The following is a 24084-nucleotide window of genomic DNA, read 5'->3' on the forward strand; positions in this document are numbered from 1 at the left end:
GATTACGGTAAGTATTCATAGCCGGGTACAGTCAGGAAATTCACCAATTCATCACTGGTCGTGATTCGCGACATTAAATTCGCCGCTTCCTGATATTGTCCTTGTTGGAACCTGTCCCGTCCCAGTTCCTGTTCCAACACGATCAACTCTTCTTGTAACATCTGTTCAAACAAGGCCTTCGTCACAACGCTACCGTTGCTCAGCGACTTTCCGTGTTTAATCCACTGCCAGATTGATGCCCGTGAAATTTCCGCGGTGGCGGCATCTTCCATCAGACCGTAGATCGGTACACAGCCATTGCCGGTGATCCAGGATTCGATATATTGCACCGCAACGCGAATGTTATGCCGCATCCCCTCTTCAGTACGTTCGCCTTCGCAAGGTTCTAGTAATTCGGCAGCGGTAATTGGGGCGTCTTGTTCGCGGCTAATGTCCAACTGGTTGCTACGATCACCCAGCACTTTGTCAAAAACGGCTTTTGCCGTATCAGCCAGCCCGGGGTGTGCAACCCAAGTACCGTCATGGCCATTTTTCGCTTCCAGTGACTTGTCGGTCTGAATTTTATTCAGCACCCATTCATTACGATCAGGATCTTTGGACGGAATAAAGGCCGCCATACCGCCCATCGCAAACGCCCCTCGCCGGTGGCAGGTCCGAACCAGTAATCGTGAGTAAGCATTAAGGAAGGGTTTTTCCATGGTGACCACCTGACGATCCGGCAAGACCCTGTCAGGGTAATTACGTAATGTTTTGATATAGCTAAATATATAATCCCAACGCCCACAATTGAGGCCTACAATATGTTCTTTCAGGCTGTAGAGAATTTCATCCATCTCAAACACTGCTGGCAAAGTTTCAATCAATACCGTGGCTTTAATGGTGCCGCGAGAAAGACCGAATTCATCTTCGGCAAAACTGAACACATCACTCCACCAGGCCGCTTCCTGATAAGCCTGCAGCTTAGGCAGATAAAAATACGGACCACTGCCTTTAGCCAGCAACTGTTTGTAGTTATGGAAAAAATACAAGGCAAAATCAAATAATGCCCCGGGGATCGGCTCCCCCTGCCATAACAGATGTTTCTCAGGCAAATGAAGGCCGCGAACCCGGCAGATCAGCGCCGCAGGATCATCGCAGAGCTTGTACTCTTTCCCATTTTCCGGATTGGTATAACTTATCGTTCTATTGATCGCGTCGCGAAGGTTTCGCTGCCCATCCAGCACCTCATCCCAGGCTGGTGAAAAGGAGTCTTCAAAGTCAGCCATGAACACTTTCACGTTCGCATTCAGGGCATTGATCACCATTTTCCGATCAACCGGTCCGGTAATCTCGACCCGGCGATCCTGTAGATCGTCGGGGATCCCCTGAATCGTCCAGTCACTATCACGAATATGCGAAGTTTCAGGAAGAAAATCCGGTAACGTACCGGCATCGATTGCAGCCTGACGAGCCTCGCGGGCAGCTAGCAGTTCAGGCACTCGGGAAGCAAAGCGCTGTACTAAGCGCTCTAAAAACTGCAGAGCCTCATCGCTAAGGATCTCTTGTTGTTCTGATGTCAGCGTCGTCTGTAATGACAGCTTAACATGGTGATTCGGTATACTTCCTTTATCCGTCATCGCTCCCTCCCCTACCTTCACTTGTAACTTAATCACTACTTTTATCAGTAATGACCGCAATTACTCTTATCCCACCAGCTACCTTAACGGCTTCTTTACGTTGCCGTAACAAATCTGCAAAAGCAAGTAGATATTTTTTGCTCACATCAAACCAACCACACCTGATGGCAATAAAAACAGTAGCTTAATAAGTGTAGAGCAAAAACTCAAAACGCCAAATTAAAACAAAAATCAGGAAAAAGTTCGGTAGGCATTATGCTCACCGAACGACGGTATATTTGTAATGAGTTACGTAATTAAATTACACAAAAGGTGAGATCTAACGCGAAATAAAAAACCGTTTAAAACATGGGATAAGTAAAACGAGTCTAAAAAACAAACAAATAACAGGCACTTATAAATACAATCTGCTCACAATTCATACCAAAAAAGCATACCTGCTTATTCACCCTGTTTCATTTATTCGCGAAGCGAAATAGAATAAACCTACAAAATGGCAACCTTGACGCCCCTTTCAGGAAGATGAAATATACCAATAAATGCTAAATTAAAAGAATATCATGCTGTCAAAAAGGAAGGACTGACAGCACGGCCTCAACATTGCTACAAAAGCCCTTCAACAATATCTGCCAAGCCATTAAATGTCTGAATCCGACTGGACGTCGGCCGCCAAACCAAGCCAATTTGACGATATGCTGCCTGGCCCGGAGGTTCGACAACGACTAGGTTTTGATTATCCAGCAAACCATGATCAATCGCCATCTGGGGAATAAAGGTAGTGCCCAAACCATTGGCCACCATTTGGACTAAGGTATGTAAACTGGTTGCGGTAAAAGGATTAATTTTCTCTTTGGTTGTGAGTTTGCATGCTGAAACCGCGTGTTCAGTTAAGCAATGTTCTTTCTCCAGCAGGAAAACAGATTCATCGGGTAAATCAGCATATCGAAGTGGAACGTTCACTTTTTCCGCCTGATTTTTACTGATCACCATTTTGAACGCATCACGGCCAACAATCTTGCTATGCATACCGTTAATCTCAATGGGCAAGGCGAGGATCAAGACATCCATTTCACCATTTCTCAGCGCTGCCAGCAGATTCGTCGTGGTATCTTCTCGTAATAACAAGTGAAGGTTTGGATGCAGCCGGTTTACCTCTTGCACTAAGTCACACAGAAGAAAAGGGGCGATCGTCGGAATACAGCCCACCCGCAACTTTCCTTCCATACCATCACCGGTACATTTAGACAGTTCCATTAAATCCTGGCTACGCGCCAGTAACTCACGGGATCGGGTAACCACCTCTTCGCCCATAGAGGTGAAAACCAGAGATTTATTATCGCGCTCGATCAGTTGACTACTCAGCAACTCTTCCAGGTTCTGAATACCAGAGCTCAAAGTAGACTGACTGACAAAGCATTTTTTTGCCGCCTCACCAAAGTGACGGGTTTCAAACAGCGTCACCAGATAGTGAAGCTGTTTTAGAGAGGGAAACTTTGTCATCGTTTTTTCCGATTGCTTCAATCTGTTTATTCCGCTTTTTTCAATCTACCAGTTTCGCTATAGTTTGTCTCGTCCAAACAAGGAGCCCACCGAAAAGGTCGGCACCAAAACGAATATTGTAGGAGCACCAAAATGGTACTAGTAGGTCGTCAAGCACCAGATTTTACTGCTGCAGCTGTTTTAGGTAACGGCGAAATCGTTGATAACTTCAACTTTGCAGAGTTTACTAAAGGTAAGAAAGCGGTAGTTTTCTTCTACCCACTAGACTTCACTTTTGTTTGCCCATCAGAGCTAATTGCTTTTGACAAGCGTTTTGAAGATTTCCAGGCTAAAGGCGTTGAAGTTATCGGTGTTTCTATCGATTCTCAGTTCTCTCATAACGCATGGCGCAACACGGCTGTTGAAAACGGCGGTATCGGTCAGGTTAAATACCCGCTAGTTGCGGATGTGAAGCACGAAATCTGCAAAGCGTACGATGTCGAGCACCCAGAAGCAGGTGTTGCTTTCCGCGGTTCTTTCCTAATTGACGAAGACGGTGCAGTACGTCACCAAGTGGTTAATGATTTGCCTCTAGGCCGTAACATTGACGAAATGCTACGTATGGTTGACGCACTTAATTTCCACCAGAAAAACGGTGAAGTTTGCCCGGCACAGTGGGAAGAAGGTAAAGCGGGTATGAACGCATCGCCAAAAGGTGTTGCTGACTACCTGTCTGAGCACACTGCAGACCTGTAAGTCTCAGCAAGCACAAGAATGCTACAAGCAGCACCCCGCTCAACGGTGTTGTGGCAACAAACGCGATAGCGTAAAGCCAAAGTCAGCCGCAAGGCAAAAAAATAATGAGGCCCGGACCACCGGGCCCTTTTTCGATCTAAGTTCGGGGTTTCGAACGACTACTCCCCAAAGACTCTCGCATCTTGCATCTCGCATCTCGCATCTCGCATCTCGCATCTCGCATCTCGCATCTCGCATCTTAAGATAATATCTCGCGCTTCCTTGTCGCCACTCCTTAAGCAATGAATTACACTGCCAATATGTTCCCAACCGTTTTGTATCACTATGATTAACCATATCGAAGTCTGTATCGATAATCTCGAATCGTTGCATTATGCCCGACACGGTGGCGCAACCCGCATTGAGCTTTGCTCATCATTAGCGCTTGGCGGCTTAACCCCCAGCCTCGGTTTTATGAAGCAAGCCATAAAACATGTCCATATTCCTGTGTATGCCATGATCCGCCCTCGTCAGGGGGACTTTTTGTTTTCAGATGATGAAATTGAACTGATGCTGGAAGATATTCATGCCGCCAAACAAGCTGGCCTGCAAGGTGTCGTGGTCGGTGTTTTAACCGCCCAAAGCCAGATCAACCGAGATGTACTGGCAACGCTGGTAAAAGAAGCCAAGGGGTTAGGCGTTACTTTCCACCGCGCAATTGATCAGTGTCTGGAGCCTTTTGAAGCCCTGGATACGATTATGTCGGCAGGTTGTGAGCGAGTACTTACATCCGGACTTAAAGCCAATGCTCTGGCAGGTGCTGATACTATTGCCCGTATGGTGCAGCATTGCGGAAATCATTTGAGTATCATGGCCGGAGCCGGTGTTACGGCGGAGAACGCGGCGGAAATTATCGCTAAAAGTGGTATCAAAGAAATCCACCTCTCCGGTAAAAGTACCCGCCCCAGCCATATGATCAACGTTGCCCGTCAGGCACATATGGGCAGTGCTGATATTGATGACTTCCTTATCCCGGTAACCTCTGCCGAGAAAATTGCGGCGGTGGTAAAAGCAATTCGATAATAATAGCGATTTAATCACCCGCTAACAAAGAGCCTGAAATTGCAGGCTCTTTCATCTATACGGTTACCAGCCAATCACCTCTTTTGCCGGATACCGGGCATCCAGCATTACCGTATATGTCTTAACGGATACATCATTAATCCTTATTTATTCTTTTTCGCATCAACAATACAGAAAGACCTACTAATAGCTGATGTGAATTTGTCACAACGTTTAATTCGTCACCGTGCTGATCTGGCATTACTCTTAATAACAATGAGGAGTGTAATAACTGAGCGGAGTCTGACATGACCAATAGTCCATCAGCCAAAAAACTAAAAAAGAAAGATTATGATCGTGAGCTCAAACGGTTACAGGTTGAGCTGGTTAAGCTGCAGGAATGGATTAAGCACCGCGGGCTTAAAGTGGTCGTCATTTTTGAAGGGCGGGACGCGGCGGGAAAGGGCGGCGTGATAAAACGGATCACAGAAAAACTTAACCCTCGGGTATGCCGGATCGCAGCCTTACCCAAGCCAACCGAGAGAGAGAAAACCCAATGGTATTTCCAGCGCTATGTCGCCCACCTTCCCTCGGCAGGAGAAATCGTGCTGTTTGACCGCAGCTGGTACAACCGGGCAGGAGTCGAAAAAGTGATGGGGTTTTGCAGCGATGAGGAATACGATGAGTTTCTCCGTTCATGTCCTGAATTTGAGTGCATGCTGCTGCGCTCCGGAATTATATTGCTGAAATACTGGTTCTCAGTTTCCGATGAAGAGCAGGAAAGTCGCTTCCTTAAGCGCATTCATACCCCGATAAAACGCTGGAAATTTAGCCCGATGGATCTTGAATCACGAGGCCGCTGGGCTGAATACTCAGCCGCGAAAGATCGCATGTTTGACCATACCGATACCAGGCAATGTCCGTGGTGGGTGGTAGACGCAGATGACAAGAAAAAGGCGCGGATCAATTGTATCTCACACCTGCTGTCCCATATCCCTTATGAAGAGCTCCACTACCCTCATATTGAGCTGCCGGAAGTCAACAAGGAGCGATATATTCGAGCCCCTGCAGACAGCCAGACCTTTGTGCCCAACCGGTTTTCCGATCATAAATGATAAGAAGAAAAGTGAGAAATAACACATCAAGAAATCGAAGCAAACCGGATTATTTTAAGACATTTTCGAACTCATCCGGGTTAGTGTGCCGTATATCTTTGCCTTTAACGAAATAGATAATGTATTCGCAAATATTCTGACAGCGATCACCGACACGCTCGATTGAACGTGCCGACCACATCACCTGCAGCACATTCGGAATAGAGCGTGGATCTTCCATCATATAGGTCATCAGCTGGCGAATAATGGCCTCGTATTCCCGATCAATGCGATCATCCTCTTGATAGACTTCAATCGCGGCTTTGACGTCCATACGGGCGAAGGCATCTAATACCTCATGCAACATTTTAACCGCATGCTGACCCAGAGACTCCAGCGATACCAATAAGGTGTACTGCTTATTGGTAAAATTCTCCAGCGCCACTTTCGCAATGCTTTCCGCGACATCGCCAATACGTTCCAAATCCGTAATGGTTTTGATAATCGCAATCACCAGGCGCAAATCACTGGCGGTTGGCTGACGTTTAGCAATAATACGGGTGCATGCCTCATCAATCGCCACTTCCATGGCATTGACCTTGTGATCACCTTTTATAACCCGCTTAGCCAGTTCAGCATCTTGCCGGTGCATCGCTTTCAGTGCATCTGCCAGTTGCTGTTCAACCAGTCCTCCCATGGCTAAGACATGGGTACGTATACTTTCTAACTCGGCATTAAACTGGCCAGATATATGTCGGCCCAGGCTTAAATTATCCAACATGTTGCGACTCCCTAACCGTATCGGCCGGTAATGTAATCTTCGGTGCGTTTCTCTTTCGGAGTGGTAAAAATATCGTTTGTATTGCTATATTCCACCAGCTCTCCCATATGCATGAAGGCGGTTTGATCTGACACCCTTGCGGCCTGCTGCATATTATGAGTCACAATGATCACTGTATATTTGGTTTTCAATTCATTGATCAGCTCTTCAATCGTCAGCGTTGAGATCGGATCCAGTGCTGACGTTGGTTCATCGAGTAATAATACCTCGGGCTCAATCGCTATCGCCCGGGCAATTACCAAGCGCTGCTGCTGACCACCCGACAAACCAAACGCATTCTCATGCAGGCGATCTTTCACTTCATCCCACAAGGCCGCGGCCCGTAGCGAGCTTTCAACTGCATCATCTAAGACTCGGCGGTCGCGGCTCCCCTGCAGCCGCAGACCATAAACCACATTTTCATAAATTGATTTAGGAAACGGGTTAGGACGCTGAAAGACCATGCCAACCCGACGGCGTAACGAAGCCACATCGACCTTGCTATCATAGATATTCTGGCCATGAAGCATGATTTCCCCATCAACACGACAGCCTTCAACCAGCTCATTCATCCGGTTGATACAGCGTAATAAGGTTGACTTACCACACCCCGACGGGCCGATAAAAGAGGTCACCTGGCCTTTGGCAATCCGCATATTAATATTAAACAGTGCCTGCGTATTACCGTAATGCAAATCCAGCCCTTTAATCGACAGCGCGGTTTTCTCTTCGGGCAACGAGGCTAAATCTAATGGCTTAAAAAATCCCATTGTAGTGTTAACTGAAAGCATGTATTTACTCGCTATTGCTCGACTCGTTACTGCTCCAAAGAGCGGAACTTCTCACGCAGATGATTTCGAATCCCGATCGCGGTTAAATTCAACCCGACAATCACCGTAACCAATAAAAATGACGTTGCGTAAACCAGCGGGCGTGCCGCTTCAACATTGGGGCTCTGAAAACCGACATCATAAATATGATAGCCAAGGTGCATAAACTTACGATCCAAATGCACATATGGAAAATGACTGTCGACCGGCAGGGTCGGTGCCATTTTTACCACCCCCACCAACATGAGAGGGGCGACTTCGCCGGCCGCTCGGGCCACGGCTAAAATTAACCCGGTCATGATTGCCGGACTGGCCATTGGCAGTACAATACGCCATAAGGTTTCCGCTTGGGTTGCCCCTAAAGCCAGAGAGCCATGACGTACCGAATTAGGAATTCGAGCTAACCCTTCTTCGGTCGACACAATCACAACAGGCAACGTAAGAATCGCCAGGGTTAACGCCGACCACAAAATACCCGGTGTGCCAAACGTTGGCGTCGGCAGTTGATCCGAGAAGAAAACGTCATCAATGGTTCCCCCCACCATATAAACGAAGAAGCCTAAACCAAACACCCCATAAACGATAGAAGGTACACCGGCAAGATTAATCACAGCGACGCGGATCAGTTTGGTAAAACCATTTTTACCCGCGTACTCATGAAGGTAAACGGCAGCCATGACACCTAATGGGGTCACTATAATGCTCATCAGTAACACCATGAATACGGTGCCAAAAATTGCCGGAAAGACACCGCCTTCAGTATTAGCTTCGCGCGGATCGTCGGTCAGGAACATCACCACCTGACTCCCCCAATGGGCGACTTTGCCGCTGAATGTCAGATCGTTCGGATACCAGACGTCTAAGATCTGCTCCATTGGAAGCTTGACCTCAACACCGTCCATGTCACGTACAATTAATGCATCGTCCACCAGCTTTTGTTGTAACGCAAACAAGCGCTGTTCAATCCGGCTGTAGTCTTGTTGCAGCTGTTGCTGCTCCTGCGCTATCGCCAACTTGGCTGTGTCAGTAAGCTGGTTATTGAGCAACAGCTTGTGCTCTTTTAACCTCAGCTGCTCCAGCCGCCGGTTAATATTGCCAATGTCTATTTGCTGCAAGTTATCTCGCTCAGTGCGAACCTGCGCCGCTTCGGCCAGCCTCTGTGATAACTCACTGACCTGACGTGGTTGATTCTCATTGATTAAGCCAACCGGGTAACCATAGAATTTACCGTTTTTATCACGATCTATCACCGCAATATTATCAGCGAGGGCCTGATGGTCTATCTGAAGATCCAGCAGGGTTATAAAGTCGAGTTCGACCCGCTCTCGGTTACCGGTTTTAATCAGATAACGGGTAACGCTGTCCCCTTCAACCGCAGAGACATCAATCCCCGCCTCCTCTAATTGCTTAATCGGGATACGCTGGCGTTCATAGATTTCTCCGATGATAACCTGCTTATTGCCATCGAGCGTGACATCAAACTGATACACAGGTGCCGGCCAGAAGAAACTGAGTCCCTTCCAGCCAATCAGCAATAGCAAACCTAATACCGCAATCAGACTCAAACTTACGGCTCCGGCCGTTAGCCATATCCAGGGCGAACCTGATTTAAACCATTTCCCCATCAAGCATTCACTTTAATCGTAGTCATTGCACATATTCCGCTAACTGCTCAGCCAGGTGAACAGCGACATTATAACGAACTGTATTTTTCGCGCAGCCGCTGGCGAACCAGCTCGGCAATGGTGTTAAAAACAAAGGTAGCAATAAATAACACAAAGGCCGCCAGGAATAATACCCGATAGTGAGAGCTGCCCACCTCAGACTCCGGCATTTCAATCGCAATCGTCGCCGACAAGGTCCGTAACCCTTGCAGCACATTCCAGTCCATAATCGGGGTGTTGCCTGTCGCCATCAGCACGATCATCGTCTCACCAACAGCCCGTCCTAGTCCCATCATAATGGCCGAAAAAATCCCCGGGCTGGCCGTTAATAACACGACCTTGGTTAAGGTCTGCCAGTGCGTCGCCCCTAATGCCAGCGAGCCATTGGTCAGATGGCTAGGCACCGAGAAAATCGCATCTTCGGCAATGGAAAAAATAGTCGGGATCACCGCAAACCCCATTGCGATACCAACGACTAGGGCATTGCGCTGATCGTAGCCAATTCCCCATTCATTGGTGAGATAAATACGGACATCACCGTCAAACAACCACTGTTCAACATACGGACTCGCCGTAAAGCAGGCATATCCCAACAACACTATCATCGGCGTCAAAATCGCAATATGCAGGCCATTGGGTAATTTATGACGCCATTGCCCCGGCAGCACAGACCAGCTCCACCCCATCAGCAGAATCATCAGCGGTAACATGACCAGACTCATGACGATCCCCGGCAAGAAATCTTCAACAATCGGCGCCAGCCACAAACCAGCCAGAAAGCCTAAAATCACGGTGGGCAGCGCTTCCATGATCTCAACCGTCGGCTTAATCACACTTCGCATTGCCGATGACATAAAATAGGCGGTATAAATTGCGCCAGCCAATGCCAGCGGGATAGCAAAGAACATCGCATACATCGCAGCTTTCAATGTGCCGAATATAATCGGGACTAAGCTAAGCTTAGGTTCAAACTCATCACTGGCAGAGGTAGATTGCCAGACATAATCCGGTTCGGGATACCCTTCGTACCAAACTTCCTGCCATAACGATGAAAAACCTATTTCCGGATGGGTATTGTGAACCGCATAAAGATGCCATTCATTCCCCGTTACCGCCAACAGGCGATCAGCCCGGGGGGAAATAGCCACCGTGTCCGGCGCTGCGGTAAACAGCTTACCTTGATACAAGGCACTCTTATCCGCAGTGTAGTAGGCCGATAAGCTCCCATTTTTCTGAATAGCAAAAAAACCTTTGCGATAATATTCCGGCACCAGCTGTACTAACGCACTATCTGATAAAGTAAATTCCCGTGCTTTTACCAGCGATCGTTTACCCTTGGCCAGTATTTCAAACCACTGCGACACCGTATTGTCATCAGTGGTGATCAGTAACGAGTTGGCGCCTGATAGCAAATCAATTTTTAAAGGCTTGCCCTGACCATCACTGACATCAACAACCTCTCGAGTTTGGGAGTCCGAACCGTTAATGGCCACCACGTAGAGATAATTGCCGCTCAGCAGATACAAGGTACGCCCATCAGGCGTAACCGCCAGATCGGTAATCTTGTGCGGGGTATTACTAATTTCAAATACATCGCTCTGCCATTCCAGCTGGCGGGTTAACAGGTTATCTTGTCCGGAAAATGTCATCGCAACAAGACGGTGATCAGCCGTCTTGCCGACCACAAGGGCGTTTTCTGTTCGTACCGATACGGCCAGTTGCGTAATGGCCTGCCCCAGTGGATCGAGTAAGAAAGAGGGTTGTCCTAGCGGGTAGTCAATCTCAGTCGTCGTGACTCTTTGGTTGTTTGGAAATGTCACCCGAAATACGGGCTTTACAATAGTGACCCGTCCATCCCGGTTACCATATGCAAATACAGCGTCACGCGGTAAACTCTTAGCGAAGCTTGTGGGGTATTGAGCGACGGAATGTTGGCTAACGATCTCGCCAGCCTGGTCTTGTGGCATCAGCCGAACAAAACTCAGCTCACCCTGCTGTGACAGCCGGTAAGCCAGATCATTATGCTCTTCGATACCCATTGCTGCCGTGGTATCAGTGAACGGAAGGGTAAAAGTCTGCTGCTGCTTTACGGTCACCGAAGAGAAGATGGGCACGGTAACATACAGTAAATAGAAAAAAATCAGTACTAAGGTAAGCAAGACAAAAATGCCACCAGCAGTCACTCCATAACGCGCAAACCGGTCTTTTAAACGTCGACTACGGCTTTCTCCCATCAAAAATGCGCTGGCGTCTGCCATTATTACCTCAAACTTTTTTCATGTTTACTTATGTATCTAAGCCGACTCAAGATGCAACAGTTCTGAGTCTCAAAATGACTTGAGTATATTATGTCTTTTTAATGACATTTTCGTGACAATTATAACTGTATTCAGTCCACCAGTTAGCCGTCAATTAGAATGACATAAAGTGACCATAGAATATCATTATTCTTAACCCTTTAAGACCTCAGACTGATTTAAATCACAGGATTCTCTATCGATCTGGACAGAATCAAAACATGCTCTGATAATGAATTAGTGTCGGATATAAACCGTTGACATACATATTTGCCTATCACGGAAAAGGAAATTCGTTATGAAGCACCTCATCATCACTGTTATTGGTAAAGATCGTCCAGGCTTAGTGGAACTGCTTTCAGATACGGTCTACCAAAATAATGGTAACTGGCTCAGTAGCAGTCTCAGTAAACTGGCGGGGCAATTTGCCGGTATCCTGCAAATCGAAGTCGCCCCCCAACACATTCCGGAGTTAAGCAAAGCGCTATCTCACATTGATGAGCTTCAGATCCACATTGTCGAAGATCAAAGCCAAGCACTACCATCGCTGACGCTGCATCAGCTCACAGTCACCGTTAATGATCGCCCCGGCATTGTCAAAGAGGTAACAACTCTGTTCAATCAACTGGGTATCAACATCCATAAACTAAAAACCGACACCCAAAGTGCACCTAACTGGGGCTACCCTATTTTTAAGGCTCACTTCCTATTAGAACTGCCTGCCAACCTTGAACTCGGTTTTGTCCAGCAAGAGCTTGAAAAACTGGCTGACGATCTCACGATCGATATTGATGACAGTGTACCGGCATAAGTTGTGAAACAGACAAATGAGTACGGACCCCCTTTATATTGAGAAAGAGCTAAGTTGGCTTTCATTTAATGAACGTGTTCTTCAAGAGGCTGCCGACAAGTCTGTTCCTCTGGTAGAGCGCGTCCGTTTTTTAGGGATTTTTTCCAACAACACCGATGAATTTTATAAAGTCAGGTTTGCTGATATCAAGCGCCGTATATTGATCAGTCAAGTACAGGGGGGGGACGAAAATGCTAAGCACCTGCTCAGCAAGATCCAGAGCCGGGTACTTAAAATGAATCAGGATTTTGATACGTTATATAATGAAATTCTGCTGGAGATGGCAAGGCGCCATATCTTTCTGGTCAATGAACTTCAGCTTGAAGAATATCAGCAAAACTGGCTACGCCGATATTTCCGCAATACGATTTTGCCTCATGTCACTCCGATCCTGCTCACCGAAAACATCAACCTGTTGCAGTTCCTAAAGGATGAATACTCGTACCTGGCGATTGAAATGCAACAAGGGGAGAACAAGCGTTACGCGTTAATTGAAATTCCGACCGACCAGCTACCCCGCTTTATTCAGCTTCCCGAGCCAAAGGGCAGGCGTCGCACCACTTTAATTCTGCTAGATAATGTCATCCGTTTCTGCCTCGACGATATCTTCAGTGGCTTCTTTGAATATGACAGACTTGAAGCCTATTCAATGAAGATGACCCGTGATGCGGAATATGACTTAAGCCAGGAGATGGAACACAGCCTGCTTGAGCAGATGTCGGAAGGCCTGAACCAGCGCCTGACCGCGATGCCGGTCCGCTTTGTCTATCAGCGAGAGATGCCGGGGAATATGATCGATGTTCTGTGCAGCCTGCTAAAAGTCTCCAGCTATGACAGTATCATTCCCGGTGGCCGCTACCATAACTTCAAAGACTTTATCGACTTTCCGAATGTCGGACGAAAATACCTGGAAAACCCAGCCTTGCCACCGCTCCAGAGCTATCAGTTTACCCGTGCGCGCAATGCCTTTGCTGCTATCAAAGCGCAAGATATTCTTCTCTACTATCCCTATCACACCTTCAATCATGTCACCGAGCTGGTGCGTCAGGCGTCTTACGATCCCAAGGTCTGCAGCATAAAGATTAGTCTTTATCGCGTCGCCAAACATTCGCGGATCATCGATTCAATGATTGATGCCGCCAACAATGGCAAACAGGTCACCGTCGTGGTCGAACTGCAGGCACGATTTGATGAGGAGGCCAATATTGAATGCTCTCGCCGCCTCACTGAAGCCGGGGTTCATGTGGTATTTGGCGTTCCGGGATTAAAAATTCACTCTAAGCTGTGTTTGATCACCCGCAGGGAAGACGACAAGCTGGTGAGGTACGCACATATCGGTACCGGTAACTTCAATGAAAAAACGGCCCGGATCTATACCGATTTCTCATTAATGACCTGTGATCAGGAACTTGCCAATGAAGTCCGACAAGTCTTCGGCTACATTGAAGATCCTTATCGCCCGGTACAATTTTCGCACCTGATCGTATCGCCACTCAATTCTCGTGCGCGCCTGTACGATTTGATCGATCGTGAAATCGCTCATGCTCGGCAGAATCTCTCATCCGGTATTACACTTAAGGTAAATAATCTGGTCGATAAAGACTTGATTAACATGCTCTATCAAGCCAGCAGCCATGGCGTAAAAATCAGGCTAATTATACGTGGTATGTGCGCGTTGATCCCCGGTATCAAAGGGATCAGTGACAATATATCAGCAATCAGCATTATTGATCGCTTCCTTGAACATCCTCGGGTCGCGGTTTTTGAAAACAATGGCGATCCGGATGTCATGATCTCTTCCGCCGACTGGATGACCCGTAATATCGATAATCGCATCGAGGTCGGTTGCCTGATCCGTGACCCGGCCCTGAAGAAAAAAACAATCGATATTCTGAATATCCAGCTTACCGACACCGTGAAAGCACGAGTACTCGACAAAGCGATGAGCAACCAATACGTACCGCGAGGCAACCGACGGAAAATACGGTCGCAGTTAGCCATTTACGATTACCTTAAGCAAAGCGAAAAACAACTGAAAAAACAGGCCGAAAAAGCGATGAATAATAATGATACCTGATCACAGCCAGCGCCCTCGAGAAATAGCTGCTATCGACTTGGGCTCGAATAGTTTCCATATGGTCGTCGCCAGAGTTGTCGGGCAAAGCCTGCAAATCATCAGTCGGCATAAGCAACGTGTTCATCTGGCCTCTGGGCTGGATGCGCAACAAAACCTTGATCTGGCCGCCATTCGACGCGGTTTGACTTGTCTGGCAATGTTTGCGGAACGCCTGCAAGGGTTTGAACCGGAAAATGTTCGTATCGCTGCCACTTATACCTTACGCCAGGCCAGGAATGCGCATCTGTTTTTAAAACGAGCTGAAAGCATCATGCCCTACCCCATTGAGATCATTCCGGGTACCGAAGAAGCCCGCCTGATCTATTTAGGGGTCGCTCACACTCAGCCGGAAAGCGGTCGTAAGCTGGTGGTTGATATCGGTGGTGGCAGTACCGAACTCGTTGTTGGCGAAAACTTTGATACCAGGCTGCTCTATAGCAAGCACATGGGATGCGTGAGCTACAACCTGCACTACTTTACAGAAGGGAAAATCAACGGTGAAAATATGGCTGCAGCCCAACTGGCGGCTCAGCAAAAAATGGAAAACATTGCCAGCCAATACCATAAACAAGCCTGGGGTAAGGCGATTGGGTCATCCGGGACCATTAAGGCCATTCGCGAAGTGTTGATTGCTAAAGGATACAACGACGGGGTGATCACCAATAAACGGCTCAAGCAGCTGGTTGAACAGGTACTGTCGTTTAAAAATAGTGATGAGCTGGATTTGCCCGGGCTGAATGCCGATCGAAAACCGGTATTTGCCGCCGGCCTAGCCATATTAGCGGCCGTATTCCAGTCGCTGAAAATTGAAGAGATGGTTTATTCTGACGGTGCTTTGCGTGAAGGCCTGTTATATGAAATGGAAGATCGGTTCCGCCACAGCGACATCCGAACCCGCACCGCGAGCGCAATGGCAAGCCAGTACCATGTCGATCTTGATCAGGCGGCCCGAGTCAAAGTGTGCGCAGAAGATCTTTATGCTCAAATCGAACCACAACCGGGACCGGCTACATCTGAACTCTCAACGTTGCTCGGCTGGGGGGCATTGCTACATGAAGTCGGGCTAAGCATCAGTTACCCCGGCTTTCACCGTCACTCTGCGTACTTACTGCGACACAGCACCATGCCAGGGTTTAACCTGGAACAACAGACGGTACTGGCAACCCTAGCCCGCTTTCAGCGCAAGGCTCTTAAGCTGGAAGAAATGCCGGAACTCAGTATTTATAAACGCAAGCACCTTTACCCATTGATCCGTACCCTGCGACTGGCTGTTACGTTAAATGGCCAGAGAACCGATGAGCCGCTGCCGAAGATACTTGTCAAAGCAGATAGAGAATCATGGGAGTTAACCCTGCCAGCAGGCTGGCAAGAAAATAACAAGCTGCTGGCGGCTGACTTACTGAGAGAACAAGAGTATTGGGCAAAGGCCGGATGGGAACTGGCTATTGATTCATAATGGGCAATTAAGCGAGCACATGCTAAAGCCCTAAACGCGCTAAATTCACGCCCACAATTGTGGCAGGTAAAGGGATATAACCATCTTTCTCGACAATCTGCTGACCATTACGAGACAGGATGAACCGAATAAATTCGGCCTGAATGGGAGGCAATGGTTTGTTCGGGTGCTTATTGACATAAAGATAGAGATAACGCGCCAGCGGGTAGTGACCATTAATCGAATTCTCGATGGTGGCATCAATATAATCAGTCCCTTTTCGGGCAATCGGAATAGCGCGTATTCCAGTGGTTTTATACCCGATGCCAGAATAGCCGATTGAGTTTAGAGAGGTCGACACCGACTGAACCACCGATGCTGATCCCGGTTGTTCATTGACATTATTGCGAAAATCGCCCTGGCATAAAGCACGCTTCTTAAAATAACCATAGGTGCCAGATACCGAGTTACGACCAAACAATTGGATATCACGCACTGCCCATTTTCCCGTCAGGCCTAATGCCCCCCAGCGAGTGATCGGCTGCGTCCCCCCACATCGTAACGTTCGGGAATAAATTGCATCGAGCTGTTCGAAATTCATCCCCTGCAATGGGTTATCTTCATGAACAAAAACCGCCAGCGCATCAATTGCAACACGAACCGCTGTTGGTTTATAACCATATTCACGTTCAAAAGCCTGAATTTCTTTCGACTTCATCTGCCGGCTCATAGGACCCAGCTGAGCCGTCGCTTCAGTCAAAGCCGTCGGCGCAGTGGATGATCCCGCGGCCTGAATTTGAATGTTCACATTCGGATACTGGCGTTTAAACTCTTCCCCCCAGTAAGTCATCAGATTCGCCAGCGTATCAGAGCCAACCGATGACAGGTTGCCGGCAATACCGCTCACCCTTTGATAGTCCGGCAATTCAGCCTCTACAGCCCAGGCCGAACGGCCGAAAAGCAGGGCCAGCGATAGCAATACAAGGCGAACCATTCTCTCGGAGGTTCGGAACATCATTGTCATAAAACAGGCTTTATCCTTTTCGTGATTGTTGTGACGCAACGACAACATTGACCGTCACTGGCCGCCGCGATGTTCCGCCCTTCTTGCGGAGCATATTACGCCACCTTCTTCACCAGCCGCTGCGGCAAGGTGAACGAGAAAGTACTGCCTTCGCCTAGCACACTTTCAATTTCAAGTTGCGAGTCATGGTGGCTTAACGCATGTTTCACAATTGCCAGACCTAAGCCACTGCCCCCGGTCTCTCGGGAACGCGCTTTGTCCACCCGATAGAAACGCTCCGTCAGGCGATGGATATGTTGCGGTGCAATGCCCTCACCACTGTCGGTCACTTCCAGCCGCGGTCCGGCAGCCGTTAAATACCAGCGAACCGAAATGGCGGCATTATCGGGCGTATGCTTCACCGCATTGTATACCAAATTAGAAACCGCACTGCGCAGTTGTTCGGCATCACCGAGTACATGCAACGACTTATCGACATCAAAAGTAAACTGCTGGTTCTTGTCGCCACTTAGCGAAATGGCTTCTTTCTCTAAAATGTCCAGCATTGCAGGCATATTGATCGTTTCTTCAAGCTCAATATTCGGGGCGGCTTCAATTTTTGATAACGTCAGCAACTGGGCGACCAGAGAATTCATCCGTACCAGCTGTTCGGTCATAACCCCATGCGCTTTGTCCCACATCGGCCCCACCAGCATCTCAGGATCTTTCGACATTTCCAGATAACCTTGCAACACCGTCATCGGCGTGCGCAGTTCATGGGAGACATTGGCAAAAAAGTTACTCCTCATGCCTTCCAGCTGCTTCAGCTGCGACACATCACGCACGACCATCAGGTACTCACCTTCGGTATAGCGCATAATTCGCAATTCCAGAGTGCGGTCGTAATTCAGCGGGGAAGTAATTTCGAGCGGAGACTCAAATTCCTGTTTCGCAAGATAGCGAACAAAATCAGGACTGCGGAGTAAGTTGCTGATCGGCTGACCCGCATCATCAGGCCAGCGAAAACCAAGCAGGTGCTGAGCCAGCTTATTACACCAGACAATATTCCCTTCACTACGAAAGACCACCACAGCATCAGGCAGGGATTCAGCACCATTACGGAAGCGACGAATGAGTGTTGCCAATTCTTTGCGGCGACGACGGTTTCGTTGTTGTAAGCGGTACATACCATTGAATAGCGGCTCCCAGCTGCCAGAGCCGGAAGGGGGGGTCAGACTACGCTCATTCCATAACCAGTCAGACATTTTTAATTGATTATGAAAATGCCAGATCAGCTGGATCCAGGTTGCAACCAATAAGAACCACGGCAGATAGCCGAAAATCTGCCCGAGAATTACCCAGGGCAAGTAAAACAGGATCAGTTCCCAAACCAGCTTTTTCCACGACAGCCTTTCGACCATTCACAACTCCATGATAACGTAAACGCTCGTAGTATCTCAGTTACATTCGTGTCGAGAATCGGTAACCCGCACCGCGAACGGTTTGCACCATCTTATCATAACCCCCCTCTTCCAGCGCTTTGCGCAAGCGGCGAATATGAACGTCGACAGTACGGTCTTCAACATACACGTTGGTTCCCCACACATTGTTCAATAGCTGTTCCCGGCTATAAACTCGTTCCTGGTGAGTCATAAAAAAATGCAGCATTTTGAATTCAGTTGGCCCCATATCCAGAGGCTCATCATTAGACGTAACACGGTGGGAAACAGGATCCAGTTTTAAACCCTGAACATCAATCACGTCATCCAACGATGTTGGAGAAGAGCGGCGCATTACCGCTTTAAGGCGAGCCATCAGCTCTTTGGGTGAAAACGGTTTGGTAATGTAGTCATCGGCACCGACTTCCAGCCCTCGGACCTTATCTTCTTCTTCACCACGAGCCGTCAGCATGACCACCGGGATCTGACGAGTCATCTCATCACGCTTCAAGTGTTTAATCAGATTGATACCGGAGCCTCCCGGCAACATCCAGTCCATCAGGATTAACTCCGGATAAGGTTCGCAAATCTTCTCCAGCGCACTGTCATAATCTTCAGCTTCGATTGCCTGATAGCCTTTTTGCTCTAGTACAAAACACAACATCTCGCGAATTGGTGCTTCATCTTCTACAACAAGAATCCGTCTTACCATAGCTATATTTACCTAAGTAGTTGCAGTCTTCTAGGGCCATTATGTTGGTTAATTATGACACTTTTGTGACCCGGTGAGATAAAATCCTATTGAAGAATTCATCAATTCGCAATGCATCTGATACCTTATTGCGCTAAGTACAGGTCAAATAATTTCAGAGACTTAAATTTCACCCCCCTTAATAGCCATCTGATTAGACGACCACCAACCGGTTCGACTGCGGACTGGATGCCGATATGTTCTCCCGCCAGGCAGTATTAGCTGTATATAAAAGCGGGATCGCTTGTATCCCACCGACCACAATATTGGAGATCACTCAAGGCAGAAAAATTGCGACAAACCCAGAGCAATACAATAAGATTGTCAGCTAAATGCACAACCCTAGGATTTTTAACAGACATGATGTGGTTTAAAAACGTATTAACCTATCGCTTTACCCGTGAAATTGACCTCACCCCGGATCTGATTGAAAAACAACTGGAAGAGTTCCGCTTTACCCCGTGTGGCAGCCAAGATATACAGAAATTCGGTTGGGTTCATGCACTGGGTAAACATGGCGATATGTTCACACATGTGGTGGGCGACAATATCCTTGTCTGTGTACGTAAAGAAGAAAAAATGCTGCCTGCATCGGTCATTAAAGAATCCCTTAATACCAAGGTGGAAATCCAGGAACAAGAGCAGGGTCGTAAACTCAAAAAAAGCGAAAAAGACACCATCAAAGATGAAATCGTGATGGATTTACTGCCACGCGCCTTCAGCCGCCACTCGCAAACCTACGCATTGATCATGCCGAAAGAAGGCTTCATCATCGTCGATGCCGGTAGCTACAAAAAAGCTGAAGACTTACTGGCACTATTGCGTAAGTCGATTGGCTCTCTACCTGTTGTACCGGTAACGCCAGAAAAACCAGCTGAACTGACCATGACAGAATGGGTACGTTCAAATATCTCGCCAAACGGCTTTACCGTGGGTGAAGAAGCAGAGCTTAAAGCCATCTTAGAAGACGGTGGCGTGATCCGCTGCAAGCAGCAAGATCTGAGCTGTGATGAAATTCTGGCGCACATCGAAGCCGATAAACTGGTAACCAAGCTGGCCCTTAACTGGCAAGATCGTATCGACTTCGTGCTTGAAGCGGATCTTGGCATCAAACGCCTGAAGTTCTCTGATGAAATAAAAGATCAGAATGAAGATATCGACCGCGAAGAAATCGCAGCACGTATCGATGCCGATTTATCATTGATGTGTGGCGAATTCTCAGCCTTCCTGCCCAATGTATTTGAAGTACTTGGCGGTCTGGAAGTTAAAGAATAATTTTAAACGAGCCGAGGTACGAGTGGCTAGTTTCGGGTCTTCGTACCTCCCATCTTCGACAACCCCCCTCCAATCGCATCTCTCTACCCGAATCTAAACCCAGTTTTAATTGCCTTTGAGGTAGTGATCACAGTAAAATCCTGCCTCCTTCCGCATCACCAGGTGATTGCGGCCTGATTTGCAATCAGACACTGAGAATTAGAGCTATGTTTAAACCTGAATTGTTATCCCCTGCTGGCAGCCTTAAAAACATGCGTTACGCATTCGCCTACGGCGCTGATGCAGTCTATGCCGGACAACCCCGCTATAGCCTTCGAGTTCGTAATAACGAATTCAACCATGAGAACCTGAAGATCGGTATCGACGAAGCTCATGCCCAAGGAAAAAAATTATACGTGGTGTGTAACATTCAGCCGCATAACTCAAAACTGAAAACCTTCATTCGTGATCTGAAACCAATCGTCGAAATGGGCCCAGACGCGCTCATCATGTCCGATCCGGGTCTTATCATGATGGTACGCGAGAACTTCCCTGACGTAGCCATTCACCTCTCTGTTCAAGCAAACGCTGTGAACTGGGCGACCGTAAAGTTCTGGTCTACCCAAGGTGTTGAGCGTGTGATTCTTTCCCGTGAATTATCACTGGAAGAAATCGAAGAGATCCGCGAACATTGCCCAGACACAGAACTGGAGATTTTCGTTCACGGTGCACTGTGCATGGCTTATTCAGGTCGTTGCCTCCTATCTGGTTACATGAACAAACGCGATCCGAACCAGGGTACATGTACTAACGCTTGTCGTTGGGAATACAAAACAGAAGCGGCAAAAGAAGACGATAATGGTCAAATCGTTGAAGCGAAACCTGTTGATGCTAGCGTTCAAGTTCAGGAAGTAGAAGTTCAAGACGCTCGCCCTGACAACACACTCGGTCTTGGTAAGCCAACCGATGAAGTGGTACTGCTAAGCGAAAGCCACCGCCCAGAAGAAAAAATGGCGGCCTTTGAAGACGAACACGGCACTTACATTATGAACTCTAAAGACCTTCGTGCTATCCAGCATGTCGAGCGTCTGACGAAGATGGGTGTGCACTCACTGAAAATTGAAGGCCGTACCAAGTCGTTCTACTACTGTGCGCGTACTGCTCAGGTTTACCGTAAGGCGATTGATGATGCTGTTGCAGGCAAGCCATTTGATGAAAGTCTAATGGGGACGCTTGAGAGCCTGGCACACCGCGGTTACACCGAAGGCTTCCTTCGTCGTCATACACACGATGCATACCAGAATTACGATTACGGTTACTCTATTTCAGATAGCCAGCAATTCGTCGGTGAGTTCACCGGCAAACGTCGTGGCGATCTTGCTGAAGTGGAAGTAAAGAACAAATTCTTGGTTGGCGATAGCCTTGAAGTCATGACCCCGCTGGGTAACGTTATCTTCAATCTTGAAATGATGGAAAACCGCAAGTCTGAAACCATTGATGATGCGAAAGGTAACGGCCACTTTGTCTTTATTCCAGTGCCGGCGGATATGGATCTCGATTATGCCCTGCTAATGCGTAATCTAGGTGCAGGCCAAGATACGCGTAACCCTCACGGTTCAGAAAACGGTAAATAATCGTTATGGCATTGCTCATTACTGAAAAGTGCATCAACTGCGATATGTGTGATCCTGAATGCCCTAACGAAGCGATCACCATGGGTGCAGAGATCTACGAGATTGATCCGGATAAATGTACAGAGTGTAAAGGGCACTATGACAAGCCAACCTGTCAGTCGGTTTGCCCTATTACCAACTGTATTATTATGGATCCAGCCCATATAGAAACCGATGACGAACTACTCGAAAAGTTCGTCACCCTGCAGGGGCTGGCTTAATTGTCAGTATGATTAAAAAAAGCGCCGAAAGGCGCTTTTTTATTAGCTCAAACATTCCATAAGAGCAATCACCACGACTAATTTTGATTAAATCTGACTACTTCATCTGCTGGTCCAGATTGAGAATCGTCAGTGCATTACTGACACTCGTTGCAAGGACATCGACAATGCCAGAGCGTAGTGCCCCCAATAACGCCAATGCCTTACTGTTTTCTGCTGCAGTAACCACCACCGTTGGAATATGACGCAACTCTTCCATACTAAGGCCAATAACTCGATCACTCATCATAGTATCAGCCTGTTGACCCTGGCTATCGAAAAAGTCATAACCTGCAATATCACCGACAACGCCTTTACGAATTCGGGCTTCAACAATCTCTTGGGGCGTAAACCAACCCAGCTTTACCATATGGCTGTTTTCATTCATATCACCGACCCCCACTAAAGCCACATCAGCACGGCGAGCACGATCCAGGGTTTCCTTCACGGTACCGTTCTTCATAAATGACTCTTTGACTTTGATGTCTTCAACATAGGCAGGGGCATACAATGTCTCACTAATGCCATCGTATTTTTTTGCTAACTGACGGCAGATGTGATCGGCATTAATCGCATTACCAGAACGATGAGTGCCACCAATACCGCAAACGAAGCGACATTTACGGTGAGGCACGACACCAACATGACTGGCGATGGACGCAATATTCCTTCCCTGACCGACAGTCACCACCATATCGTCAGCCAAAATGGTGGATAGATAACTGGAAACAAGACTTGCTACCTGTTGTCGCTGAGCTTCTTCATCCGGCTGATCAAGTGCAATCAAAGCCCGCTTAAGGCTAAATCGTTCAATTAATTGTTGTTCAAGCTTTTCACTAAATACCGGGTGATATTTAACCGTAATTTCAACCACCCCCTCATCTCGTGCACGACGAAGCAAACGGCCAACTTTGGCCCGAGACATTCCAAATTTCTGCGATATTTCTTCCTGGGTAGCACCATCCTGATAATAAGCAATGGCAATCTCGGTAAGTAAATCACTATCAATGTTTGTGTTGTCATTTGCATTTGCGCTCATCGCACTATCCTTTCTAACTGCAATTCAGTTAATCCACTGCGGTCAATATTACTATATGCCAGCGTCGAAATGGATAAGAAAGCCCTAAATCTCCCTGATACATCAACAAGAAAATCGACGTACACCATTAACAGGCAAGATCACATAAAAGGTGCGCAAATTTTTAGTGATAGTGACATCACAGATAAAAAACTCATAAGCAATTGAAAATTAACTACTGAACAGCTTGTACAGCTTTTTGATCATTGGAAGCTAAAAGCTAAATAGGGTATACAAGAATAAAGAAACTAGACATTTGAGAACTGTTGAAATGGAAACACGGTGCTATGGATTCCCTATCTCGCTCGTGCCTCGCTGTAGGGAATGACGCCGTTTTTGCTTTTGTTCAAACGTAAAAAAGCCCCAGTCGTCAGACTGAGGCTTTAATAAGTGGCGGAGTGGACGGGACTCGAACCCGCGACCCCCGGCGTGACAGGCCGGTATTCTAACCAACTGAACTACCACTCCGCAGTGTCTATTCAGCATGAAGCAATTGGGCGCCTGGCGATGACCTACTCTCACATGGGGAGACCCCACACTACCATCGGCGCGACTGCGTTTCACTTCTGAGTTCGGCATGGGATCAGGTGGGGCCACAGCGCTATGGTCGCCAGACAAATTCTGTTTA

Annotated in this window: 19 protein-coding genes, 1 tRNA gene and 1 rRNA gene; 9 read left to right on the top strand and 12 right to left on the bottom strand. The window is 47.6% G+C overall.

Annotated features, from left to right (window positions below):
* Positions 1–2: 2 nt before the first annotated feature.
* Both aceB and AC2204_RS09300 read right to left on the bottom strand, forming a co-directional pair.
* Entirely contained in the window at positions 3–1616 is a 1614-nt protein-coding gene (gene aceB / locus AC2204_RS09295) for a malate synthase A (protein ID WP_318925231.1), read from the bottom strand.
* Positions 1617–2219: 603 nt separating this feature from the next.
* Positions 2220–3116, bottom strand: a complete 897-nt coding sequence (locus AC2204_RS09300; protein ID WP_318925232.1) for a hydrogen peroxide-inducible genes activator — start codon at positions 3114–3116, stop codon at positions 2220–2222.
* 132 nt (positions 3117–3248) lie between these two features.
* On the opposite strand from AC2204_RS09300, the gene AC2204_RS09305 reads away from it, so the two are divergent.
* The 3 genes from AC2204_RS09305 to ppk2 all read left to right on the top strand — a co-directional run bounded on the left by AC2204_RS09305 (position 3249) and on the right by ppk2 (position 6007).
* Positions 3249–3851 carry a peroxiredoxin C gene (locus tag AC2204_RS09305; RefSeq protein WP_318925233.1) on the top strand — a complete coding sequence of 201 codons (603 nt, stop codon included), beginning with the start codon at positions 3249–3251 and terminating at the stop codon, positions 3849–3851.
* Between the two features lie 324 nt (positions 3852–4175).
* A complete protein-coding gene (locus AC2204_RS09310; protein ID WP_318925234.1) occupies positions 4176–4913 on the top strand; it encodes a copper homeostasis protein CutC in 738 nt (245 codons plus the stop codon).
* Between the two features lie 287 nt (positions 4914–5200).
* The gene (gene ppk2 / locus AC2204_RS09315; protein WP_318925235.1) at positions 5201–6007 is read left to right on the top strand and encodes a polyphosphate kinase 2; all 807 of its coding nucleotides are present in this window, start codon (positions 5201–5203) and stop codon (positions 6005–6007) included.
* Positions 6008–6056: 49 nt separating this feature from the next.
* Here the strand turns inward: ppk2 and phoU are convergent, their stop codons facing one another.
* From phoU to AC2204_RS09335, 4 genes are all read right to left on the bottom strand, one after another.
* Positions 6057–6767, bottom strand: coding sequence for a phosphate signaling complex protein PhoU (gene phoU, locus AC2204_RS09320; RefSeq protein ID WP_318925236.1), 711 nt, complete (start codon positions 6765–6767; stop codon positions 6057–6059).
* A gap of 11 nt (positions 6768–6778) precedes the next feature.
* Positions 6779–7597 (bottom strand): phosphate ABC transporter ATP-binding protein PstB, encoded by an 819-nt coding sequence (pstB, locus tag AC2204_RS09325; protein ID WP_318925237.1) that lies wholly within the window; start codon positions 7595–7597, stop codon positions 6779–6781.
* A gap of 26 nt (positions 7598–7623) precedes the next feature.
* Positions 7624–9261 (bottom strand): phosphate ABC transporter permease PstA, encoded by a 1638-nt coding sequence (gene pstA / locus AC2204_RS09330; RefSeq protein WP_318925238.1) that lies wholly within the window; start codon positions 9259–9261, stop codon positions 7624–7626.
* A 68-nt stretch (positions 9262–9329) separates the two neighbouring features.
* A complete protein-coding gene (locus tag AC2204_RS09335; protein WP_318925239.1) occupies positions 9330–11558 on the bottom strand; it encodes an ABC transporter permease subunit in 2229 nt (742 codons plus the stop codon).
* Positions 11559–11895: 337 nt separating this feature from the next.
* Here AC2204_RS09335 and AC2204_RS09340 point away from each other — a divergent pair, with 337 nt between their 5' ends.
* From AC2204_RS09340 to ppx, 3 genes are read left to right on the top strand one after another with little or no spacing between them, the layout of a single operon-like run.
* Positions 11896–12408, top strand: a complete 513-nt coding sequence (locus AC2204_RS09340) for a glycine cleavage system transcriptional repressor (RefSeq protein WP_318925240.1) — start codon at positions 11896–11898, stop codon at positions 12406–12408.
* A gap of 16 nt (positions 12409–12424) precedes the next feature.
* Complete coding sequence (gene ppk1 / locus AC2204_RS09345; RefSeq protein ID WP_318925241.1) at positions 12425–14524, top strand: polyphosphate kinase 1; 2100 nt, start codon at positions 12425–12427, stop codon at positions 14522–14524.
* Positions 14514–16019: an exopolyphosphatase gene (gene ppx, locus AC2204_RS09350; protein WP_318925242.1), complete on the top strand. Its 1506-nt coding sequence runs from the start codon at positions 14514–14516 to the stop codon at positions 16017–16019. Before ppk1 ends, ppx begins: the two co-directional genes overlap by 11 nt.
* A gap of 22 nt (positions 16020–16041) precedes the next feature.
* Here the strand turns inward: ppx and AC2204_RS09355 are convergent, their stop codons facing one another.
* From AC2204_RS09355 to phoB, 3 genes are all read right to left on the bottom strand, one after another.
* The gene (locus tag AC2204_RS09355) at positions 16042–17016 is read right to left on the bottom strand and encodes a PstS family phosphate ABC transporter substrate-binding protein (protein ID WP_413466691.1); all 975 of its coding nucleotides are present in this window, start codon (positions 17014–17016) and stop codon (positions 16042–16044) included.
* 101 nt (positions 17017–17117) lie between these two features.
* The gene (phoR, locus tag AC2204_RS09360; RefSeq protein WP_318925243.1) at positions 17118–18422 is read right to left on the bottom strand and encodes a phosphate regulon sensor histidine kinase PhoR; all 1305 of its coding nucleotides are present in this window, start codon (positions 18420–18422) and stop codon (positions 17118–17120) included.
* Positions 18423–18462: 40 nt separating this feature from the next.
* A complete protein-coding gene (gene phoB / locus AC2204_RS09365) occupies positions 18463–19152 on the bottom strand; it encodes a phosphate regulon transcriptional regulator PhoB (RefSeq protein WP_318925244.1) in 690 nt (229 codons plus the stop codon).
* A gap of 402 nt (positions 19153–19554) precedes the next feature.
* Between phoB and rdgC the strand changes: the two genes are divergently transcribed.
* From rdgC to AC2204_RS09380, 3 genes are all read left to right on the top strand, one after another.
* Positions 19555–20466 carry a recombination-associated protein RdgC gene (gene rdgC / locus AC2204_RS09370; protein ID WP_318925260.1) on the top strand — a complete coding sequence of 304 codons (912 nt, stop codon included), beginning with the start codon at positions 19555–19557 and terminating at the stop codon, positions 20464–20466.
* Between the two features lie 206 nt (positions 20467–20672).
* A complete protein-coding gene (trhP, locus tag AC2204_RS09375; RefSeq protein WP_318925245.1) occupies positions 20673–22079 on the top strand; it encodes a prephenate-dependent tRNA uridine(34) hydroxylase TrhP in 1407 nt (468 codons plus the stop codon).
* Between the two features lie 5 nt (positions 22080–22084).
* Positions 22085–22339, top strand: coding sequence for a YfhL family 4Fe-4S dicluster ferredoxin (locus AC2204_RS09380; protein ID WP_318925246.1), 255 nt, complete (start codon positions 22085–22087; stop codon positions 22337–22339).
* Positions 22340–22436: 97 nt separating this feature from the next.
* Here the strand turns inward: AC2204_RS09380 and AC2204_RS09385 are convergent, their stop codons facing one another.
* From AC2204_RS09385 to rrf, 3 genes are all read right to left on the bottom strand, one after another.
* Entirely contained in the window at positions 22437–23417 is a 981-nt protein-coding gene (locus AC2204_RS09385) for a sugar-binding transcriptional regulator (RefSeq protein ID WP_318925247.1), read from the bottom strand.
* Between the two features lie 430 nt (positions 23418–23847).
* Positions 23848–23924: transfer RNA gene (locus tag AC2204_RS09390), tRNA-Asp, on the bottom strand.
* 31 nt (positions 23925–23955) lie between these two features.
* Positions 23956–24071 (bottom strand): 5S ribosomal RNA (rrf, locus tag AC2204_RS09395).
* Positions 24072–24084 lie beyond the last annotated feature (13 nt).

It is taken from the genome of Photobacterium sp., from assembly GCF_057456235.1.

Bases quoted from the DNA above. Each gene is read 5' to 3' on its own strand.
- AC2204_RS09335 (WP_318925239.1), bottom strand. From the start codon at position 11,558: ATGGCAGACGCCAGCGCATTTTTGATGGGAGAAAGCCGTAGTCGACGT.
- AC2204_RS09385 (WP_318925247.1), bottom strand. From the start codon at position 23,417: ATGAGCGCAAATGCAAATGACAACACAAACATTGATAGTGATTTACTT.
- trhP (WP_318925245.1), top strand. From the start codon at position 20,673: ATGTTTAAACCTGAATTGTTATCCCCTGCTGGCAGCCTTAAAAACATG.
- ppk1 (WP_318925241.1), top strand. From the start codon at position 12,425: ATGAGTACGGACCCCCTTTATATTGAGAAAGAGCTAAGTTGGCTTTCA.
- AC2204_RS09300 (WP_318925232.1), bottom strand. From the start codon at position 3,116: ATGACAAAGTTTCCCTCTCTAAAACAGCTTCACTATCTGGTGACGCTG.
- AC2204_RS09305 (WP_318925233.1), top strand. From the start codon at position 3,249: ATGGTACTAGTAGGTCGTCAAGCACCAGATTTTACTGCTGCAGCTGTT.
- AC2204_RS09380 (WP_318925246.1), top strand. From the start codon at position 22,085: ATGGCATTGCTCATTACTGAAAAGTGCATCAACTGCGATATGTGTGAT.
- aceB (WP_318925231.1), bottom strand. From the start codon at position 1,616: ATGACGGATAAAGGAAGTATACCGAATCACCATGTTAAGCTGTCATTA.
- ppx (WP_318925242.1), top strand. From the start codon at position 14,514: ATGATACCTGATCACAGCCAGCGCCCTCGAGAAATAGCTGCTATCGAC.
- AC2204_RS09355 (WP_413466691.1), bottom strand. From the start codon at position 17,016: ATGATGTTCCGAACCTCCGAGAGAATGGTTCGCCTTGTATTGCTATCG.
- phoU (WP_318925236.1), bottom strand. From the start codon at position 6,767: ATGTTGGATAATTTAAGCCTGGGCCGACATATATCTGGCCAGTTTAAT.
- ppk2 (WP_318925235.1), top strand. From the start codon at position 5,201: ATGACCAATAGTCCATCAGCCAAAAAACTAAAAAAGAAAGATTATGAT.
- pstB (WP_318925237.1), bottom strand. From the start codon at position 7,597: ATGCTTTCAGTTAACACTACAATGGGATTTTTTAAGCCATTAGATTTA.
- AC2204_RS09310 (WP_318925234.1), top strand. From the start codon at position 4,176: ATGATTAACCATATCGAAGTCTGTATCGATAATCTCGAATCGTTGCAT.
- phoB (WP_318925244.1), bottom strand. From the start codon at position 19,152: ATGGTAAGACGGATTCTTGTTGTAGAAGATGAAGCACCAATTCGCGAG.
- AC2204_RS09340 (WP_318925240.1), top strand. From the start codon at position 11,896: ATGAAGCACCTCATCATCACTGTTATTGGTAAAGATCGTCCAGGCTTA.
- rdgC (WP_318925260.1), top strand. From the start codon at position 19,555: ATGTGGTTTAAAAACGTATTAACCTATCGCTTTACCCGTGAAATTGAC.
- phoR (WP_318925243.1), bottom strand. From the start codon at position 18,422: ATGGTCGAAAGGCTGTCGTGGAAAAAGCTGGTTTGGGAACTGATCCTG.
- pstA (WP_318925238.1), bottom strand. From the start codon at position 9,261: ATGGGGAAATGGTTTAAATCAGGTTCGCCCTGGATATGGCTAACGGCC.